The sequence below is a fragment of the Providencia sp. PROV272 genome (assembly GCF_049901975.1).
In the GTDB taxonomy this organism is placed as follows: domain Bacteria; phylum Pseudomonadota; class Gammaproteobacteria; order Enterobacterales; family Enterobacteriaceae; genus Providencia; species Providencia stuartii.
Window position 1 is genome coordinate 75,297 of the sequence record NZ_CP096292.1, and the last position, 18,377, is coordinate 93,673.

An 18,377-nucleotide genomic window follows, 5' to 3' on the forward strand; every position below is an offset into this window, starting at 1 on the left:
CATGCCCTCTCAGGCATGATTCGCCTCCTCTTCAACTATGGAGGTAATCATGAAAAAGTTTTTGCGTATTAAGACGTGGTTTGTGCGTCTTTTCTCTCCTGACAAGAAGACTCTGGGAGCTATCGGTGAAGACCTGCGTAAGGTCGCCGTAACAGCCATCGGTGTCGGTATTGTAGGGGTCGTCTCAGAAAACGGAATCTATGGTCACTCCCGTTTTTGCAACACCGATTTTGACGACAAGTTGGCTTGCTTGAATCTATCCGGCGTCTGAATGGGATTTTATTCCCGCGCCTTGATGAGTTCCGCGCCTGATGAACCTCCAGAAAATATACGGCTTCAATGAGCCTTTCCGTTTTACAGGTTCCTCAACAGGCCGGTGGGCCGTTAGTATCATCAATATCAGTATTCGCAAAACCAGATCAGTAATTCTTTAAACCGGTGTATTTCTGCCGTTATGCTACATAAGTTTGCTGTCGTGCCGTTAGGGCCCAGGCTATTCTGGCCAGCTTGTTTGCCAGAGCACAAGTGACGACAAAGTTGCTTTTCCGGCACAGTAAATCCCTGACCCAATCGGCCAATTTGCCAGACTGGTGTTCCAGTTTTTGTATGAATACCCTGGCACATTGAACCAACAAAGTTCGGATCTTTTTATTACCTCGCTTACTAATTCCCAGCAATGTCGTCCTACCTCCCGTGCTGTACTGTCGAGGTACAAGCCCTGTTGCCGCCGCAAAGTCACGGCTGCTGGCGTACTGCTTCCCGTCGCCAATCTCAGTTGAAATAGTACTCGCTGTCAGTGTTCCGACGCAGGGAATGCTCAGCAAGTGCTGTCCAACCTCATCTTCGTCCAACTTTCGTTTCAACTGGGATTCCAAATCTTTAATCTGCTCAACAAGATAGTGATAATGCTGTTGTAATTTCAGCAATAACTGGCTGAGGTAAAGAGGCAAACTATTATCCTCAAGAATGGTACTCAGTCGGCTAATAACGGCAGCTCCTCGGGGAACGCTAATGCCAAATTCCAGCAGAAAAGCATGCATTTGATTGGTTGTTTTTACCTTATCCTGAACCAGGGATTCACGGACACGATGCAGAGCCCGCATTGCCTGCTGAGATTCCGTTCTGGGCTGCACAAAACGCATAGACGGACGCGATGCAGCTTCACAAATAGCTTCGGCGTCGACAAAGTCGTTTTTATTGCTTTTAACGAACGGGCGGACAAATTGTGGTGATATCAGCTTTGGGGAATGCCCCAACTCTTCCAACTTGCGTGCCATAAAGTGAGAACCGCCACAGGCTTCCATTGCGATGGTTGTAGCGGGGCATGTCGCCAAAAATTCGATCAACTTTGGCCGGGTAAATTTTTTACGGTAAACAGCCTTCCCGCGACGATCCTGGCAATGAATATGGAAAGAGTTTTTACCCAGATCGATACCAATGAGCGCAATGTTTTCCATGATAGTTCTCCGAATGAAAGCCTGTCCTCAGCATAGTACCGGGAAGGAGGGAGTGACCATCTCATTAAATAAAGCACGCTAAGCCGGTGGCAGCGGTCGCAATGGCCTAAACTTCCCCGCACCGACCTTGGCGCTGCTGCGCCATAGGTAATCGCCGGTCAGGTTGATGTGCTCCCACCCCAGCGGCGACAGATATTGCAACAATGTGTCGTCCAGCGCCGTGCCGTTGCCACGCAAAGCACTGGTGGCACGCTCCAGATATACCGTGTTCCACAACACGATGGCCGCCGTCACCAGATTGAGGCCGCTGGCCCGGTAGCGCTGCTGCTCAAAACTGCGGTCGCGGATTTCACCCAATCGGTAGAAGAAGACCGCCCTGGCCAGCGCGTTGCGCGCCTCGCCCTTATTCAGCCCCGCATGGACGCGGCGGCGCAGCTCCACGCTTTGCAGCCAATCCAAAATGAACAGCGTGCGCTCGATGCGCCCCAGCTCGCGCAACGCCACGGCCAAGCCGTTCTGGCGCGGGTAGCTGCCGAGTTTGCGCAGCATCAGCGAAGCCGTTACCGTGCCTTGCTTGATGGAGGTGGCCAGCCGCAGAATTTCATCCCAATGGGCGCGTATTTGCTTGATGTTCAGCCTGTCGCTGCTAATCATCGGCTTGAGCGCGTCATAGGCGGCATCGCCCTTGGGGATGAATAGCTTGGTTTCGCCCAAGTCACGGATACGCGGCGCGAAGCGAAATCCCAGCAAATGCATCAAGCCAAACACGTGATCGGTGAAGCCTGCCGTGTCGGTGTAGTGTTCCTCGATGCGCAAGTCCGACTCGTGGTACAGCAGGCCATCAAGCACGTAAGTTGAATCACGAATGCCCACGTTGACCACCTTGGCACTGAAGGGCGCGTACTGGTCGGAGATATGGGTGTAGAAAGTCCGTCCTGGACTGCTTCCATACTTCGGGTTGATATGACCAGTGCTTTCTGCTTTGCTGCCGGTTCTGAAGTTCTGGCCGTCCGACGATGACGTGGTGCCGTCACCCCAGTTGCCGGCGAAGGGTTGCCGAAACTGCGCATTCACCAGCTCGGCCAGCGCCGTCGAATAGGTTTCATCGCGGATGTGCCAGGCTTGCAGCCAAGACAGCTTGGCGTAGGTGGTGCCAGGGCAGGACTCGGCCATTTTGGTCAGACCCAGGTTGATCGCGTCGGCCAGGATCGTCGTCAACAGCAAGGTTTTGTCCTTGGCCGTGTCGCTGGTCTTCAGGTGTGTGAAGTGGCGGGTGAAGCCCGTCCATTCATCGACCTCCATCAGCAACTCGGTGATTTTGAGGTGCGGCAGCAGCATAGCTGTCTGGTCGATCATGGCTTGCGCGGCGTCTGGTACTGCCGCGTCCAGCGGCGTGATCTTCAGGCCTGACGCGGTGGTGATGATGGCATCCGGTAAGTCGTTGGCCGCAGCCATGCGGTTGATTGTGGCGAGTTGCGCCTCCAACAATTCCAACCGGTCATGCAGGTATTGGTCGCAGTCGGTGGCCACTGCCAGCGGCAATTCGCTGGCCAGCTTCAAAGTGGCGAACTTCTCGACCGGCACCAGGTATTCGTCGAAGTCCTTGAACTGGCGAGAACCCTGCACCCAGACATCACCGGAGCGCAGCGCGTTCTTCAGCTCCGACAGGGCGCATAACTCGTAGTAACGCCGGTCGATGCCGTCGTCGGTCAGAACCAGCTTTGCCCAGCGCGGCTTGATGAATGCGGTTGGCGCATCGGCGGGCACCTTGCGCGCGCTGTCGCTGTTCATGCCGCGCAGCATGTCGATGGCATCGAGCACACCCTTGGCGGCGGGCGCTTATCCATAGTATAATGAATAATAGTAGTTAAAGTAGTTTAGGAGGGGGATATTAGGGAGGTTTTTACTTTAAATAAAAATTAACAAGGTCTATAATTTATAGTAGTTAAAGTGGTTAAAGAGAGGTGGGAGGATGTGAAGGTTCAAAGGATAAAAGTGGAGAATAAGCCATATCCATTGTATTTATTGCTAGATGAAGAATATCAGGTAATAGAACCAGTAATGAGGTTTATAAAATATCTAGATAATACTGGTAAGTCACCAAATACCATTAAAGCATACTGCTATCATTTAAAGTTGCTATATGAGTTTATGGAACAGAGGGGGATTACCCTTAATGATATTAACTTTGAGAAATTAGCAGATTTTGTAGGTTGGTTGAGATACCCAACAGCAGCAAATGTAATTGATCTCCAGTCAAAAGAAGCCATAAGAGAAGAAACGACAGTGAATACAATTTTAAATGCTGTTATGAGTTATCTGGAATATTTAAGTAGATTAGGAGAATTTAAGTCAATTGATGTATTTAAACAAGCAAAGGGGAGAAATTTTAAGGGGTTTTTACATCATATTAATAAGGGTAAATATCAAAAGAATATCTTAAAGTTAAGGGTTAAAAAGAAGCAGATAAGAACACTAACATCAGAGGAAGTTAAGCAAATTATTGATGCTTGTCATACGAAGAGGGATAAATTAATTTTAATGCTTATGTATGAGGGTGGTTTAAGAATCGGTGAAGTGTTATCGCTAAGGCTTGAGGATATTGCCACTTGGGACAATCAAATCCATTTAACACCCAGAGACGTTAATGTTAATGAGGCCTATATTAAATTAAGGAAGGAAAGAACAATACATGTGAGTAAAGAACTTATGGCACTTTATACAGATTATTTGGTATATGAGTATGGTGAGGACTTGGAGCATGATTATGTTTTTATTTCTTTAAAAGAAGGCTATTTTGGAAAACCACTAAAGTACCAAAGTGTTCTTGATCTAGTTAGAAGAATAGTTAAAAGAACTAGAATAGAGTTTACGCCGCATATGCTACGCCACACTCATGCAACGCAGCTAATTAGGGATGGATGGGATGTTGCACACGTTCAAAAGAGGTTGGGCCATGCACATGTTCAAACAACGTTAAATACCTATGTTCATCTTTCAGATCAAGATATGAAAAATGAGTTTAATAAATATCTTGAGAGAAAGGAACATAAGAAATGAATGATTCTAGTAAAAGGAAAATTATCAGTCAGAGTGAGATCAGTAAGAAAATAGCTGCAATGAATGAAGAATTGCAGGGATTTTGGGCTAATAATAGTTGGGATATAAGGAAATGTCCGCATCCTTCTGCCATAGAATTAAGTAAGAACCCTACTTTAAGAAATCGGTGGGTTCGTTTTGAACGTGTTAAAAATCTGTGGTTAAGAACAGAATTGAAATATTTTTATTTTTACCATTTAAATAATGGAATATGGAATGCAAAAACTGTATGGATTAGAAAAGGAACTGTAATTAATAGAATGTTAGATTTTTTAGATTTAAAGTATCCTAACATTACTTCAATTACTGAAGTTCCTATTAAAAAAGCAATGACGGAATATAGGACATATTTGACAGAACAGGGTGTTAGAATTACCACTACTAATTATAAGATTACTGCTAATCAAGAAAAAATAGCTGTAGAAGCTAATTCTTACTATGTTACTAATTTAAAACAATTTATGGAGTTTTATGAGGACTTTTATTTTGATGGGGAGGAGTGGGATAAAGACATTTGGGATAGACGTAAGTTACCTTTGCCAGATGATAAGGTTAATCCGACACAATATGAATATGTAATTAACTTTAAAGGGGTTCGCAATACGTATTTTAAACAACTCGTAAAAAGATATTGTAAATTGAGATTAAATACGGATAGCTTTTCCTATGTATGTGATATCGCCCAAAAACTTAAAGAGTTCTTTAATTTCTTGGACATGAATTTTAAACACGTTCAGAGAATAAACCAATTAACGAGAATGGAAATTGAAGCATATTTAAGCGAATTAAATATGATGGGGATAAAGCCTAGCACAATAACTGGGAGGATCTCTATATTGGAAGGACTATTTAGTACCCTTCTAAGGCTAGAATGGAATGATATTCCTTCCAAGGTGTTAATCTATCCAGAAGACGGCCATGTATTCAATATGTAGATCATCATAATAGGTAGTGTTCGCGTTCAATAAACGTGCCGATGATCTTGTCGTGCATTTCTGCTGACTTTGAGTAGCTTAACGTTTTACGGTTAAGTCGCTTTAAACGGTTTCTTAGGTTTAAGTTCTCACGTTCAATTCGTTGTGTATAAAACTTATTGGCTACGTGTTTTTCCTTCGGCAATATCTCATAAGCATTAAACTTATCGGTACACCAAAAAGCCACATTAAATCTAGAGAGTAATACCAATAACTGGTGAAGCGTTTTCTTATTTCGACGACCAAATGTATGAGCAATAATTCGTTTTAGGCGAGGTTCCCAAGCATACCAGAGCCAGCGTTGTTGCTTCTTGCTAGCAACAAAAGACCACTGTTCATCCACTTCACAAAGAAGTTCAATATGCAGATTATCAAGAGGTAAAGAGGTTACCTGCCTCGGCGAGAGTTTTTTAAAGTACGAACAACCGCATTAATGCTGATATGAAGGGCTCTAGCGGTATCACGAATACCGGCATTATTCATCGTAAGATCGATAATTTTATCTTTAGTCCCAGGTTGGCAGGCGCGATATTCATAATCGAGTTGAAAGCTTCGACAGCAATCTTGACAACGATAGCGTTGATGGCCAGTGCTTCCTAATCCATGTTTTTTTACTGAGGGAGTTTGTTGACAAAATGGGCACCTTACATCGACTTTAGCCATGACTATTCTCCGGTAAATTACCCTATATTACAGGTTAATCACCGGATTGGATACATAACCCAGAAGACTATCCCAAAATACCGAGAGCAAAACCTCGTTTTATAGATGAATACGTTCTGGAGCAATTGAACAGTCATCTTGATAAATTACCCGAATATATAGCTACGATGACTATGATAGTCCAAGAATGTGGGATGAGGATAAGCGAATTGTGCACCTTGAAAAAAGGTTGTCTATTAGAGGACAAAGATGGAGATTACTTTTTAAAGTATTATCAATGGAAAATGAAAAAGGAGCATATAGTTCCAATATCAAAAGAGGTAGCTTTATTGATTAAAGTTCGGGAAGATAAAGTTTCATGGGAGTTTCCAGATAGTGAATACCTCTTTCCAAGAAAAGATGGATCGCCATTAAAACAAGAAACATTTAGAGACGAGTTAAACAAATTAGCTTATGAGCAAAAAATAGTCGATAAATCAGGCGAGATTTATAGATTCCATGCCCATGCCTTTCGCCATACAGTAGGAACAAGAATGATTAATAACGGAGTACCGCAGCATATTGTACAAAAGTTTTTGGGTCATGAAAGTCCTGAAATGACAAGCAGATATGCTCATATTTTTGATGAAACCCTTAAAGCTGAATTTACAAAATTCAAAGAAAAACTGGTAACTAATAATGGAGATATAATTGAGTTAGATAATGACAATGAAGTCGATGATGTTGATCTTCAATGGTTCAAGAAAAATATTAATGCACAAGTTCTTCCAAATGGTTATTGCCGATTACCAGTAATAGCAGGTTCTTGTCCACACGCCAATGCTTGTTTAGATTGTACTCATTTTTGTACAAGTAAGCAGTTTTTATCGCAGCATGAGGAACAGTTAAATCGTACTGAGGAGTTATTGGCAGTCGCTAAGGAAAAGCAATGGCAAAGGCAAATAGAGACTAATAACCGTGTTAAAGAGCGACTAGAGCAAATAATTGGCAGCCTGAAGGGGATTAGTTAGATGGTTAAACAGGTACGAAATACAGAGGAAATTGTGCGTTTGGCAAAGCAAAAGTCCAGGCGGACTAGAGAAAATGTAGACAAGGTTATCTCTAAACTATCGCTTGAAGGTAAGACTATTAATTTTAACACAGTTGCAAAGGAAGCTAATGTTTCTAAATCATGGCTTTATAAGGAACATGATATTAGGCAAAGGATTGAATCTCTCCGAAAACAGCAAAAAACAGAAAATGTAATATCAAAACCCAAGAAAAGCTCCCGTTCTGAAGAAGTCCTTATTAAAACCTTAAAAACAAGAGTAAAGGAATTAGAAGAGGAAAATATAAGATTAAGGAACCAGATCCAAAAATTATACGGAGATTTGTACATTAGAGAATAGTTAATCTATGAGTTTCACCAACTTGTGCTTTGAACTTTGAAGTGTTAAAATTAATATACTATTAATCGAAAGGAGAGATGGGTGGACAATGAAGAACTAATCTAATTTTTAACAAATGAAATAGTATATTTCAGTTTAAAAACTTAGGATTAGTCTGCCCATTTTTCCATATACTAAATAAATGTAAGACTGAATAGCTAAAAAGGCTAAATAGTTTTATTTGAGTGTCTTAAAAAGTGACATGACTAATCCTTCCAACATTATTTGGGAGGATTTTTTATTTCTCCCTGAATCAAAATAAAGAAAGAAGGAATCGAATTGTTAAAACAAAAGGAACTAATGGCAAGGGTTAAGGAACTTGTCCAGTCAGATGAACGAATATCTGCTTGTATGATGTATGGCTCTTTTACAAAAGGAGAGGGAGATCAATACTCTGATATAGAATATTACGTTTTTCTAAAAGATGATACAATTTCCACCTTTGATTCAGCAAAATGGCTAAATGAAGTCGCTTCCTACACTTTACTCTATCAAAATGAGTACGGTACGGAAGTAGTAATTTTTGAAAATCTAATACGTGGTGAATTTCATTTCCTTTCCGAAAACGAAATGAATATTATTCCTTCATTCAAAGAATCAGGCTACATTCCTGACACAAAAGCAATGTTTATTTATGATGAAACAGGACAACTAGAATTGTATTTATCAGAGTTGGAAGGTCCGGGACCAAATAGACTTACAGAAGAAAACGTAAATTTTTTATTGAATAATTTTTCCAACCTATGGTTAATGGGGATTAATGTTCTTAAAAGAGGGGAAAATGCACGTTCACTGGAACTTTTATCTCAATTACAAAAAAATATACTACAACTCATTCGAATTGCGGAAGAAAATGCCGATAATTGGTTTAATATGACAAAGAATCTTGAAAAAGAAATTAGTCCTGAAAACTATGAAAAGTTTAAAAAGACTACTGCCCGATTAAATGAATTAGAACTATATGAAGCCTATAAGAACTCTTTGCTTCTCGTTATGGAACTTCGAAATCTCGTTGAAAAACAGTATCAATTAACCATTAGCGATGATTTTTTAGGCAAACTGTTTAATTATATGAACGAATAAATAAAAAGCCTGTATCTCAAGTGATAACTAAGATACAGGCTTTAATTGTTATTTACTTTAAATACATGTTCTCAAAGTGAAAGTATTGATTTTAATGGATTTTTAATAGTTTACTCTTGATAAATTTGCAGCCCGCAATTTGAGCACGCCCAGGAACTGCGGCGCGTAGCGGCGTAGCGTGGCATAGCTTTCACCGATGTGGTGCAGGAAATCAAAGTCGGCAGGCCGCGCCAATGTTTGCGCTTCGGTGACGCTGGCGGCGAAGGTGTCCCAGGGCATAACGGCCTCGATGGCGGCGAACGGATCGCTGCCGCTTTGCTTGGCCTCAATCAACGCTTGACCGATGCGCCCATACATCCGCACCTTGTCGTTGATCGCCTTGCCGGAAGCCTGGAACTGCTGCTGATGCTTGTTCTTGGCCGCGTTGAACAGCTTGCCGATGATGCGATCGTGAAGGTCGATGATTTCATCGGTGACGGTGGCCATGCCTTCGATGGCCAGCGCTACCAGCGTGGCATAGCGTCGTTGCACCTCGAACTTTGCCAGATCAGCAGGCGTCATCTGGCCACCTTCACGAGCGATTTTGAGCAGGCGGTTCTGGTGAACCTGCCGCTCGATGCCTGCGGGCAGATCAAGTGCTTGCCAGGATTTCAGGCGCTCAATATGTTCGAGCATGTGGCGAGAGTTCGGTTTGGCAGGCGACTGGCGCAGCCATGCCAGCCACGTCACTTTACTGCCGTCCTTGCGCTTGAGAAGTTCGTCCAGGCGCTGACGGTGGGGTGATAACAAAGAATCGGTCAGCGCCGCGTAAATGCGTCGGTTGGCACGGGTGATGGCCTCGGCGCTTGCGCGCTCGATGGCATTCATGGCGGGCAGGATAATGCTCTGCCGCCGCAGATTCTCGACAAGTGCGCTCGCCAGCACGATGCCTTTGTCGGTCTGCAAGGCCAGCTCGGTCAATGTATGCACGGCTTGCCGATAGTGGCTCATGGTGAAGGGCTTGAACCCAAAAACCGTTTGCAGCTCGACCAAGTGCTCCCGCCGTGTCTGTTCGCGCTGGCCGTACTCGCTCCAACTTTCCACTGGCATCTTGAGTTGCGCGGCCACCATGCGCAACAGGGGCGGAAACGGAGGCTCATCGACGCCCAAAAAGGTGCCAGGGAATCGCAAGTAGCAAAGCTGCACAGCGAAGCCCAATCGATTCGCGGCGCCGCGACGCTGACGGATCACCGACAGGTCGGTTTCGTTGAACGTGTAGTGCCGTATCAGTTCGTCTTTGGCATCTGGCAGTGCCAGCAGGCTTTCGCGCTCGGTGGCGGACAGGATTGAGCGGCGTGGCATGGTCAGTCTTCCCGCAGGTACTGGTACAAGGTTTCGCGGCTGATGCCGAAGTCACGGGCCACCAAGGTTTTTTGGTCGCCTGCCGCAACTCGCCGTTTCAACTCGGCAATTTGTTCGCTGTTCAGCGATTTCTTTCGTCCCCGGTAGGCACCGCGCTGCTTGGCCAGCACGATTCCCTCGCGCTGACGTTCGCGGATCAGGGCGCGCTCGAACTCAGCGAAGGCTCCCATGACCGACAGCATCAGATTGGCCATCGGTGAGTCCTCGCCGGTGAACTTCAGCCCTTCTTTGACGAACTCCATGCGCACGCCCCGTTGTGTCAGCCCTTGGACGATGCGGCGCAGGTCATCAAGGTTGCGTGCCAGCCTGTCCATGCTATGCACCACCACGGTGTCGCCCTCGCGGACGAAGGCCAGCAGCCTTTCCAGCTCGGGACGCTGGGTGTCCTTGCCAGAAGCCTTGTCGGTGAACACCCGCGCCACCTGAACACCCTCCAATTGCCGTTCCGGGTTCTGGTCGAAGCTGCTGACGCGGACATAGCCGATGCGTTGACCTTGCAAGATGCCTCCAAAGGCAAAAGTGTCAGGATGAAATCTATTACCTTTGACGGAATATGTCAATCAATAGGAAATTTAACTCTATTCTGACATCGTTTGCACATGGTGTCGTTTTCAGAAGACGGCTGCACTGAACGTCAGAAGCCGACTGCACTATAGCAGCGGAGGGGTTGGATCCATCAGGCAACGACGGGCTGCTGCCGGCCATCAGCGGACGCAGGGAGGACTTTCCGCAACCGGCCGTTCGATGCGGCACCGATGGCCTTCGCGCAGGGGTAGTGAATCCGCCAGGATTGACTTGCGCTGCCCTACCTCTCACTAGTGAGGGGCGGCAGCGCATCAAGCGGTGAGCGCACTCCGGCACCGCCAACTTTCAGCACATGCGTGTAAATCATCGTCGTAGAGACGTCGGAATGGCCGAGCAGATCCTGCACGGTTCGAATGTCGTAACCGCTGCGGAGCAAGGCCGTCGCGAACGAGTGGCGGAGGGTGTGCGGTGTGGCGGGCTTCGTGATGCCTGCTTGTTCTACGGCACGTTTGAAGGCGCGCTGAAAGGTCTGGTCATACATGTGATGGCGACGCACGACACCGCTCCGTGGATCGGTCGAATGCGTGTGCTGCGCAAAAACCCAGAACCACGGCCAGGAATGCCCGGCGCGCGGATACTTCCGCTCAAGGGCGTCGGGAAGCGCAACGCCGCTGCGGCCCTCGGCCTGGTCCTTCAGCCACCATGCCCGTGCACGCGACAGCTGCTCGCGCAGGCTGGGTGCCAAGCTCTCGGGTAACATCAAGGCCCGATCCTTGGAGCCCTTGCCCTCCCGCACGATGATCGTGCCGTGATCGAAATCCAGATCCTTGACCCGCAGTTGCAAACCCTCACTGATCCGCATGCCCGTTCCATACAGAAGCTGGGCGAACAAACGATGCTCGCCTTCCAGAAAACCGAGGATGCGAACCACTTCATCCGGGGTCAGCACCACCGGCAAGCGCCGCGACGGCCGAGGTCTTCCGATCTCCTGAAGCCAGGGCAGATCCGTGCACAGCACCTTGCCGTAGAAGAACAGCAAGGCCGCCAATGCCTGACGATGCGTGGAGACCGAAACCTTGCGCTCGTTCGCCAGCCAGGACAGAAATGCCTCGACTTCGCTGCTGCCCAAGGTTGCCGGGTGACGCACACCGTGGAAACGGATGAAGGCACGAACCCAGTTGACATAAGCCTGTTCGGTTCGTAAACTGTAATGCAAGTAGCGTATGCGCTCACGCAACTGGTCCAGAACCTTGACCGAACGCAGCGGTGGTAACGGCGCAGTGGCGGTTTTCATGGCTTGTTATGACTGTTTTTTTGTACAGTCTATGCCTCGGGCATCCAAGCAGCAAGCGCGTTACGCCGTGGGTCGATGTTTGATGTTATGGAGCAGCAACGATGTTACGCAGCAGGGCAGTCGCCCTAAAACAAAGTTAGGCCGCATGGACACAACGCAGGTCACATTGATACACAAAATTCTAGCTGCGGCAGATGAGCGAAATCTGCCGCTCTGGATCGGTGGGGGCTGGGCGATCGATGCACGGCTAGGGCGTGTAACACGCAAGCACGATGATATTGATCTGACGTTTCCCGGCGAGAGGCGCGGCGAGCTCGAGGCAATAGTTGAAATGCTCGGCGGGCGCGTCATGGAGGAGTTGGACTATGGATTCTTAGCGGAGATCGGGGATGAGTTACTTGACTGCGAACCTGCTTGGTGGGCAGACGAAGCGTATGAAATCGCGGAGGCTCCGCAGGGCTCGTGCCCAGAGGCGGCTGAGGGCGTCATCGCCGGGCGGCCAGTCCGTTGTAACAGCTGGGAGGCGATCATCTGGGATTACTTTTACTATGCCGATGAAGTACCACCAGTGGACTGGCCTACAAAGCACATAGAGTCCTACAGGCTCGCATGCACCTCACTCGGGGCGGAAAAGGTTGAGGTCTTGCGTGCCGCTTTCAGGTCGCGATATGCGGCCTAACAATTCGTCCAAGCCGACGCCGCTTCGCGGCGCGGCTTAACTCAGGTGTTAGACGGCAAGAAAAGGTTCCACGAACTCTGATGAAAAACTACTTTGACAGCCCTTTCAAAGGGGAGCTTCTTTCTGAGCAAGTGAAAAATCCAAACATCAAAGTAGGCCGTTATAGCTATTACTCTGGCTACTATCACGGCCACTCATTTGATGAATGCGCGCGATACTTGCATCCAGATCGTGATGACGTTGATAAATTGATCATTGGCAGCTTTTGTTCTATAGGAAGCGGGGCTTCCTTCATCATGGCTGGCAATCAGGGGCATCGGCATGACTGGGCATCATCCTTCCCCTTCTTCTATATGCAAGAGGAACCTGCTTTCTCAAGCGCACTCGATGCCTTCCAAAGAGCAGGTGATACCGCCATTGGCAATGATGTCTGGATAGGCTCGGAGGCAATGATTATGCCCGGAATCAAAATTGGAGACGGTGCCGTGATAGGTAGTCGCTCGTTGGTGACAAAAGATGTAGTGCCTTATGCCATCATCGGAGGAAGTCCCGCAAAGCAAATTAAGAAGCGCTTCTCCGATGAGGAAATCTCATTGCTCATGGAGATGGAGTGGTGGAACTGGCCACTGGATAAAATTAAGACAGCAATGCCTCTGCTGTGCTCGTCAAATATTTTTGGTCTGCATAAGTATTGGCGCGAGTTTGTCGTCTAACAATTCATTCAAGCCGACGCCGCTTCGCGGCACGGCTTAATTCTGGCGTTAGCCACCAAGAAGGTGCCATGAAAACATTTGCCGCATATGTAATTATCGCGTGTCTTTCGAGTACGGCATTAGCTGGTTCAATTACAGAAAATACGTCTTGGAACAAAGAGTTCTCTGCCGAAGCCGTCAATGGTGTCTTCGTGCTTTGTAAAAGTAGCAGTAAATCCTGCGCTACCAATGACTTAGCTCGTGCATCAAAGGAATATCTTCCAGCATCAACATTTAAGATCCCCAACGCAATTATCGGCCTAGAAACTGGTGTCATAAAGAATGAGCATCAGGTTTTCAAATGGGACGGAAAGCCAAGAGCCATGAAGCAATGGGAAAGAGACTTGACCTTAAGAGGGGCAATACAAGTTTCAGCTGTTCCCGTATTTCAACAAATCGCCAGAGAAGTTGGCGAAGTAAGAATGCAGAAATACCTTAAAAAATTTTCCTATGGCAACCAGAATATCAGTGGTGGCATTGACAAATTCTGGTTGGAAGGCCAGCTTAGAATTTCCGCAGTTAATCAAGTGGAGTTTCTAGAGTCTCTATATTTAAATAAATTGTCAGCATCTAAAGAAAACCAGCTAATAGTAAAAGAGGCTTTGGTAACGGAGGCGGCACCTGAATATCTAGTGCATTCAAAAACTGGTTTTTCTGGTGTGGGAACTGAGTCAAATCCTGGTGTCGCATGGTGGGTTGGGTGGGTTGAGAAGGAGACAGAGGTTTACTTTTTCGCCTTTAACATGGATATAGACAACGAAAGTAAGTTGCCGCTAAGAAAATCCATTCCCACCAAAATCATGGAAAGTGAGGGCATCATTGGTGGCTAAAACAAAGTTAAACATCATGAGGGAAGCGGTGATCGCCGAAGTATCGACTCAACTATCAGAGGTAGTTGGCGTCATCGAGCGCCATCTCGAACCGACGTTGCTGGCCGTACATTTGTACGGCTCCGCAGTGGATGGCGGCCTGAAGCCACACAGTGATATTGATTTGCTGGTTACGGTGACCGTAAGGCTTGATGAAACAACGCGGCGAGCTTTGATCAACGACCTTTTGGAAACTTCGGCTTCCCCTGGAGAGAGCGAGATTCTCCGCGCTGTAGAAGTCACCATTGTTGTGCACGACGACATCATTCCGTGGCGTTATCCAGCTAAGCGCGAACTGCAATTTGGAGAATGGCAGCGCAATGACATTCTTGCAGGTATCTTCGAGCCAGCCACGATCGACATTGATCTGGCTATCTTGCTGACAAAAGCAAGAGAACATAGCGTTGCCTTGGTAGGTCCAGCGGCGGAGGAACTCTTTGATCCGGTTCCTGAACAGGATCTATTTGAGGCGCTAAATGAAACCTTAACGCTATGGAACTCGCCGCCCGACTGGGCTGGCGATGAGCGAAATGTAGTGCTTACGTTGTCCCGCATTTGGTACAGCGCAGTAACCGGCAAAATCGCGCCGAAGGATGTCGCTGCCGACTGGGCAATGGAGCGCCTGCCGGCCCAGTATCAGCCCGTCATACTTGAAGCTAGACAGGCTTATCTTGGACAAGAAGAAGATCGCTTGGCCTCGCGCGCAGATCAGTTGGAAGAATTTGTTCACTACGTGAAAGACGAGATCACCAAGGTAGTCGGCAAATAATGTCTAACAATTCGTTCAAGCCGACGCCGCTTCGCGGCGCGGCTTAACTCAAGCGTTAGATGCACTAAGCACATAATTGCTCACAGCCAAACTATCAGGTCAAGTCTGCTTTTATTATTTTTAAGCGTGCATAATAAGCCCTACACAAATTGGGAGATATATCATGAAAGGCTGGCTTTTTCTTGTTATCGCAATAGTTGGCGAAGTAATCGCAACATCCGCATTAAAATCTAGCGAGGGCTTTACTAAGCTTGCCCCTTCCGCCGTTGTCATAATCGGTTATGGCATCGCATTTTATTTTCTTTCTCTGGTTCTGAAATCCATCCCTGTCGGTGTTGCTTATGCAGTCTGGTCGGGACTCGGCGTCGTCATAATTACAGCCATTGCCTGGTTGCTTCATGGGCAAAAGCTTGATGCGTGGGGCTTTGTAGGTATGGGGCTCATAATTGCTGCCTTTTTGCTCGCCCGATCCCCATCGTGGAAGTCGCTGCGGAGGCCGACGCCATGGTGACGGTGTTCGGCATTCTGAATCTCACCGAGGACTCCTTCTTCGATGAGAGCCGGCGGCTAGACCCCGCCGGCGCTGTCACCGCGGCGATCGAAATGCTGCGAGTCGGATCAGACGTCGTGGATGTCGGACCGGCCGCCAGCCATCCGGACGCGAGGCCTGTATCGCCGGCCGATGAGATCAGACGTATTGCGCCGCTCTTAGACGCCCTGTCCGATCAGATGCACCGTGTTTCAATCGACAGCTTCCAACCGGAAACCCAGCGCTATGCGCTCAAGCGCGGCGTGGGCTACCTGAACGATATCCAAGGATTTCCTGACCCTGCGCTCTATCCCGATATTGCTGAGGCGGACTGCAGGCTGGTGGTTATGCACTCAGCGCAGCGGGATGGCATCGCCACCCGCACCGGTCACCTTCGACCCGAAGACGCGCTCGACGAGATTGTGCGGTTCTTCGAGGCGCGGGTTTCCGCCTTGCGACGGAGCGGGGTCGCTGCCGACCGGCTCATCCTCGATCCGGGGATGGGATTTTTCTTGAGCCCCGCACCGGAAACATCGCTGCACGTGCTGTCGAACCTTCAAAAGCTGAAGTCGGCGTTGGGGCTTCCGCTATTGGTCTCGGTGTCGCGGAAATCCTTCTTGGGCGCCACCGTTGGCCTTCCTGTAAAGGATCTGGGTCCAGCGAGCCTTGCGGCGGAACTTCACGCGATCGGCAATGGCGCTGACTACGTCCGCACCCACGCGCCTGGAGATCTGCGAAGCGCAATCACCTTCTCGGAAACCCTCGCGAAATTTCGCAGTCGCGACGCCAGAGACCGAGGGTTAGATCATGCCTAGCATTCACCTTCCGGCCGCCCGCTAAATATCTCCTTTTGGGTTGTTAATAAAACATCCAATAAGTTGACTGTGCGTGAAAAAGAAAGTTTTGTGTGATGGCGTTGAAGATCGCACCGTTAAGCTCTTATGTGGGATGGTGCAGAGCTCGACGACTACCGATAAAACGCAACCGCCGCAAACAGACAAGAAAAAGCCCCAACTGATAACAGTTGGGGCTTCAGTATTGTGATTGGTGGAGCAATAGCACCCTGAACCCAAAACCTTCTCGCTCAACCGGTAGTGGCTGATAACAACTCGTGAGGGCTATTGCGGGTTAAGCATTTAGCGATGTCTAGGGCCAGACTGGACGTCTGAACGCAAGCCGCTGATACTGTACATAACCACAGTATCAGCGGAGGATACCCATGTCGCTGGCAAGGAACGCCACGGCGAGTCAATCGCCCACTCAAACAAACGGTTACGAACGCCACCAACCCGACCAGACGCTGCTCTACCAGCTGGTTGAGCAGCACTACCCAGCCTTCAAAGCCTCACTCGAAGCCCAAGGTCAACACCTGCCTCGCTACATCCAACAAGAATTCAACGACCTCCTCCAATGTGGCCGTCTGGAGTATGGTTTCATGCGGGTTCGCTGCGAGGATTGTCATCACGAGCGTCTGGTCGCCTTCAGCTGTAAACGACGCGGCTTTTGCCCTAGCTGCGGTGCCCGCCGGATGGCCGAGAGTGCGGCGCTGCTGATAGACGAAGTCTTCCCCAAGGAGCCCATTCGCCAGTGGGTGCTCAGCTTTCCTTTCCAGCTACGCTTTTTGCTGGCTCGCCATCCCCAGCTGATGGGCCAGGTCTTGAGTATCGTCTATCGTACACTCTCAACTCATCTGATCAAAAAAGCCGGTTACACCAAAGCCTCTGCACAAACTGGCTCAGTGACTCTTATCCAACGCTTTGGTCCGCGCTAAATCTCAATGTCCACTACCACATGCTGTTTCTCGATGGTGTCTATGCCGAAGATGACTATGGCAAGCAACGCTTCCATCGTGTCAAGGCACCCACTTACGATGAGCTGAATACGCTCGCTCACACCCTCAGCCATCGCATCGCTCGCTGCATGGAAAAGCGTGGGATTTTGGAGCGTGATGCCGAGAATACGTGGTTGACACTGGAAGAGGGCGAAGACGATACGCTGACTCAATTACATGGTGCTTCGGTTACGTATCGCATTGCCGTCGGCCCCCAGCAAGGGCGCAAAGTCTTCACCCTGCAAACCTTGCCAGGGCGTGAGGATAAAGCCGACTCAAGCAGTCGAGTAGCCAACCATGCTGGTTTCTCGCTACACGCCGGTGTGATGGCCGAAGCGCATCAGCGGGATAAGCTTGAGCGCTTGTGTCGCTACATTAGTCGGCCAGCGGTTTCAGAAAAACGTCTGGCATTAACCGCCAATGGGCAGGTGCGTTACGAGCTCAAAACTCCGTACCGCAATGGCACCACCCATGTGATCTTCGAGCCGCTGGACTTCATCGCCAAACTCGCTGCGTTGGTACCTAAGCCGCGAGTCAACCTCACACGCTTCCACGGCGTCTTTGCACCGAACAGCAAACACCGAGTTCAAGTAACACCCGCCAAGCGGGGCAAGAAGCCCGACAAATCGGAAGGTCTCGATACTAACTGGCGTGACAAGAGTCCTGCAGAGCGCCACCGCGCCATGACCTGGATGCAACGCCTCAAGCGAGTCTTCAATATTGATATTGAAGTCTGCGAACACTGCGGCGGTCACGTCAAAGTGATTGCCAGCATCGAAGATCCGAAGGTCATTGAGCAGATTCTCAAGCATCTGAAACAGAAAACAGCCAAGGCGAATGCCGCCAAGCAGCGTGAGCTGCCACCAGAACGAGCGCCGCCACTGACTCCCAGCCTGTTCGATCCATCACAGAGTCGTCTCTTTGACTGACGACCCCAAATCCAACACTGCTCAACACTGCCAACTTTTAAACGGGGCGGTGGGGCAGTTTGTATCTCTCGAGCTATCAGGCTAGAGATTTTACCG

General features: G+C 48.4%; 13 protein-coding genes and 6 pseudogenes. 13 read left to right on the plus strand and 6 right to left on the minus strand.

Annotation, left to right across the window (positions count from 1 at the left end; all coding sequences use genetic code 11):
* Positions 1 to 49: 49 nt before the first annotated feature.
* Positions 50 to 271 carry a hypothetical protein gene (locus M1E93_RS19425; RefSeq protein ID WP_000714163.1) on the plus strand — a complete coding sequence of 74 codons (222 nt, stop codon included), beginning with the start codon at positions 50 to 52 and terminating at the stop codon, positions 269 to 271.
* A 181-nt stretch (positions 272 to 452) separates the two neighbouring features.
* Here M1E93_RS19425 and M1E93_RS19430 read toward each other — a convergent pair whose 3' ends face one another.
* Both M1E93_RS19430 and M1E93_RS19435 read right to left on the minus strand, forming a co-directional pair.
* Complete coding sequence (locus M1E93_RS19430; protein WP_426207300.1) at positions 453 to 1,457, minus strand: IS110-like element IS4321 family transposase; 1,005 nt, start codon at positions 1,455 to 1,457, stop codon at positions 453 to 455.
* Between the two features lie 78 nt (positions 1,458 to 1,535).
* A pseudogene (locus tag M1E93_RS19435) lies at positions 1,536 to 3,296 on the minus strand (Tn3 family transposase); the annotation flags it as partial.
* Positions 3,297 to 3,431: 135 nt separating this feature from the next.
* Between M1E93_RS19435 and M1E93_RS19440 the strand changes: the two are divergent.
* Positions 3,432 to 4,517: a tyrosine-type recombinase/integrase gene (locus tag M1E93_RS19440; RefSeq protein WP_031911637.1), complete on the plus strand. Its 1,086-nt coding sequence runs from the start codon at positions 3,432 to 3,434 to the stop codon at positions 4,515 to 4,517.
* Positions 4,514 to 5,470, plus strand: a pseudogene (locus M1E93_RS19445) (site-specific integrase); the annotation flags it as partial. The gene M1E93_RS19440 and the pseudogene M1E93_RS19445, both read left to right, overlap by 4 nt.
* 25 nt (positions 5,471 to 5,495) lie before the next feature.
* Here the strand turns inward: M1E93_RS19445 and M1E93_RS19450 are convergent.
* Positions 5,496 to 6,193, minus strand: a protein-coding gene (locus M1E93_RS19450; protein WP_181377631.1) for an IS1 family transposase whose coding sequence is annotated in 2 segments (ribosomal slippage) — positions 5,496 to 5,944 and positions 5,944 to 6,193 — 699 coding nt in all. Because the reading frame shifts where the segments join, the coding sequence is not laid out codon by codon here.
* Between the two features lie 62 nt (positions 6,194 to 6,255).
* Here M1E93_RS19450 and M1E93_RS19455 point away from each other — a divergent pair.
* The 3 genes and pseudogenes from M1E93_RS19455 to lnu(G) all read left to right on the plus strand — a co-directional run.
* A pseudogene (locus M1E93_RS19455) lies at positions 6,256 to 7,203 on the plus strand (site-specific integrase); the annotation flags it as partial.
* On the plus strand, positions 7,204 to 7,581 hold the full coding sequence (locus M1E93_RS19460) for a DUF6262 family protein (protein ID WP_002333497.1): 378 nt from the start codon (positions 7,204 to 7,206) through the stop codon (positions 7,579 to 7,581). It abuts the pseudogene before it with no gap.
* A 318-nt stretch (positions 7,582 to 7,899) separates the two neighbouring features.
* The gene (gene lnu(G) / locus M1E93_RS19465) at positions 7,900 to 8,703 is read left to right on the plus strand and encodes a lincosamide nucleotidyltransferase Lnu(G) (RefSeq protein WP_002333496.1); all 804 of its coding nucleotides are present in this window, start codon (positions 7,900 to 7,902) and stop codon (positions 8,701 to 8,703) included.
* 126 nt (positions 8,704 to 8,829) lie between these two features.
* Here the strand turns inward: lnu(G) and M1E93_RS19470 are convergent.
* The 3 genes and pseudogenes from M1E93_RS19470 to intI1 form a co-directional block, all read right to left on the minus strand.
* Positions 8,830 to 10,044: pseudogene (locus tag M1E93_RS19470) on the minus strand (DUF4158 domain-containing protein); the annotation flags it as partial.
* Between the two features lie 2 nt (positions 10,045 to 10,046).
* Positions 10,047 to 10,604: a recombinase family protein gene (locus tag M1E93_RS19475; protein WP_001162012.1), complete on the minus strand. Its 558-nt coding sequence runs from the start codon at positions 10,602 to 10,604 to the stop codon at positions 10,047 to 10,049.
* A gap of 305 nt (positions 10,605 to 10,909) precedes the next feature.
* The gene (gene intI1, locus M1E93_RS19480) at positions 10,910 to 11,923 is read right to left on the minus strand and encodes a class 1 integron integrase IntI1 (RefSeq protein ID WP_000845054.1); all 1,014 of its coding nucleotides are present in this window, start codon (positions 11,921 to 11,923) and stop codon (positions 10,910 to 10,912) included.
* A gap of 145 nt (positions 11,924 to 12,068) precedes the next feature.
* Between intI1 and aadB the strand changes: the two genes are divergently transcribed.
* From aadB to M1E93_RS19515, 7 genes and pseudogenes are all read left to right on the plus strand, one after another.
* Positions 12,069 to 12,602, plus strand: a complete 534-nt coding sequence (gene aadB / locus M1E93_RS19485; protein ID WP_000381802.1) for an aminoglycoside nucleotidyltransferase ANT(2'')-Ia — start codon at positions 12,069 to 12,071, stop codon at positions 12,600 to 12,602.
* Positions 12,603 to 12,682: 80 nt separating this feature from the next.
* Positions 12,683 to 13,315, plus strand: a complete 633-nt coding sequence (locus M1E93_RS19490) for a type B-3 chloramphenicol O-acetyltransferase CatB8 (protein ID WP_048608591.1) — start codon at positions 12,683 to 12,685, stop codon at positions 13,313 to 13,315.
* A 68-nt stretch (positions 13,316 to 13,383) separates the two neighbouring features.
* Entirely contained in the window at positions 13,384 to 14,184 is an 801-nt protein-coding gene (locus M1E93_RS19495) for an oxacillin-hydrolyzing class D beta-lactamase OXA-10 (protein ID WP_000846390.1), read from the plus strand.
* 16 nt (positions 14,185 to 14,200) lie between these two features.
* Positions 14,201 to 15,039 (plus strand): annotated as a pseudogene (aadA1, locus tag M1E93_RS19500) (ANT(3'')-Ia family aminoglycoside nucleotidyltransferase AadA1).
* Positions 15,040 to 15,155: 116 nt separating this feature from the next.
* Positions 15,156 to 15,503 (plus strand): quaternary ammonium compound efflux SMR transporter QacE delta 1, encoded by a 348-nt coding sequence (locus tag M1E93_RS19505; RefSeq protein ID WP_000679427.1) that lies wholly within the window; start codon positions 15,156 to 15,158, stop codon positions 15,501 to 15,503.
* Positions 15,497 to 16,336: a sulfonamide-resistant dihydropteroate synthase Sul1 gene (sul1, locus tag M1E93_RS19510; RefSeq protein ID WP_000259031.1), complete on the plus strand. Its 840-nt coding sequence runs from the start codon at positions 15,497 to 15,499 to the stop codon at positions 16,334 to 16,336. The genes M1E93_RS19505 and sul1 overlap by 7 nt, the downstream gene beginning before the upstream one ends.
* Before the next feature lie 404 nt (positions 16,337 to 16,740).
* A pseudogene (locus tag M1E93_RS19515) lies at positions 16,741 to 18,281 on the plus strand (IS91-like element ISCR1 family transposase).
* The last annotated feature ends 96 nt before the right edge of the window (positions 18,282 to 18,377 follow it).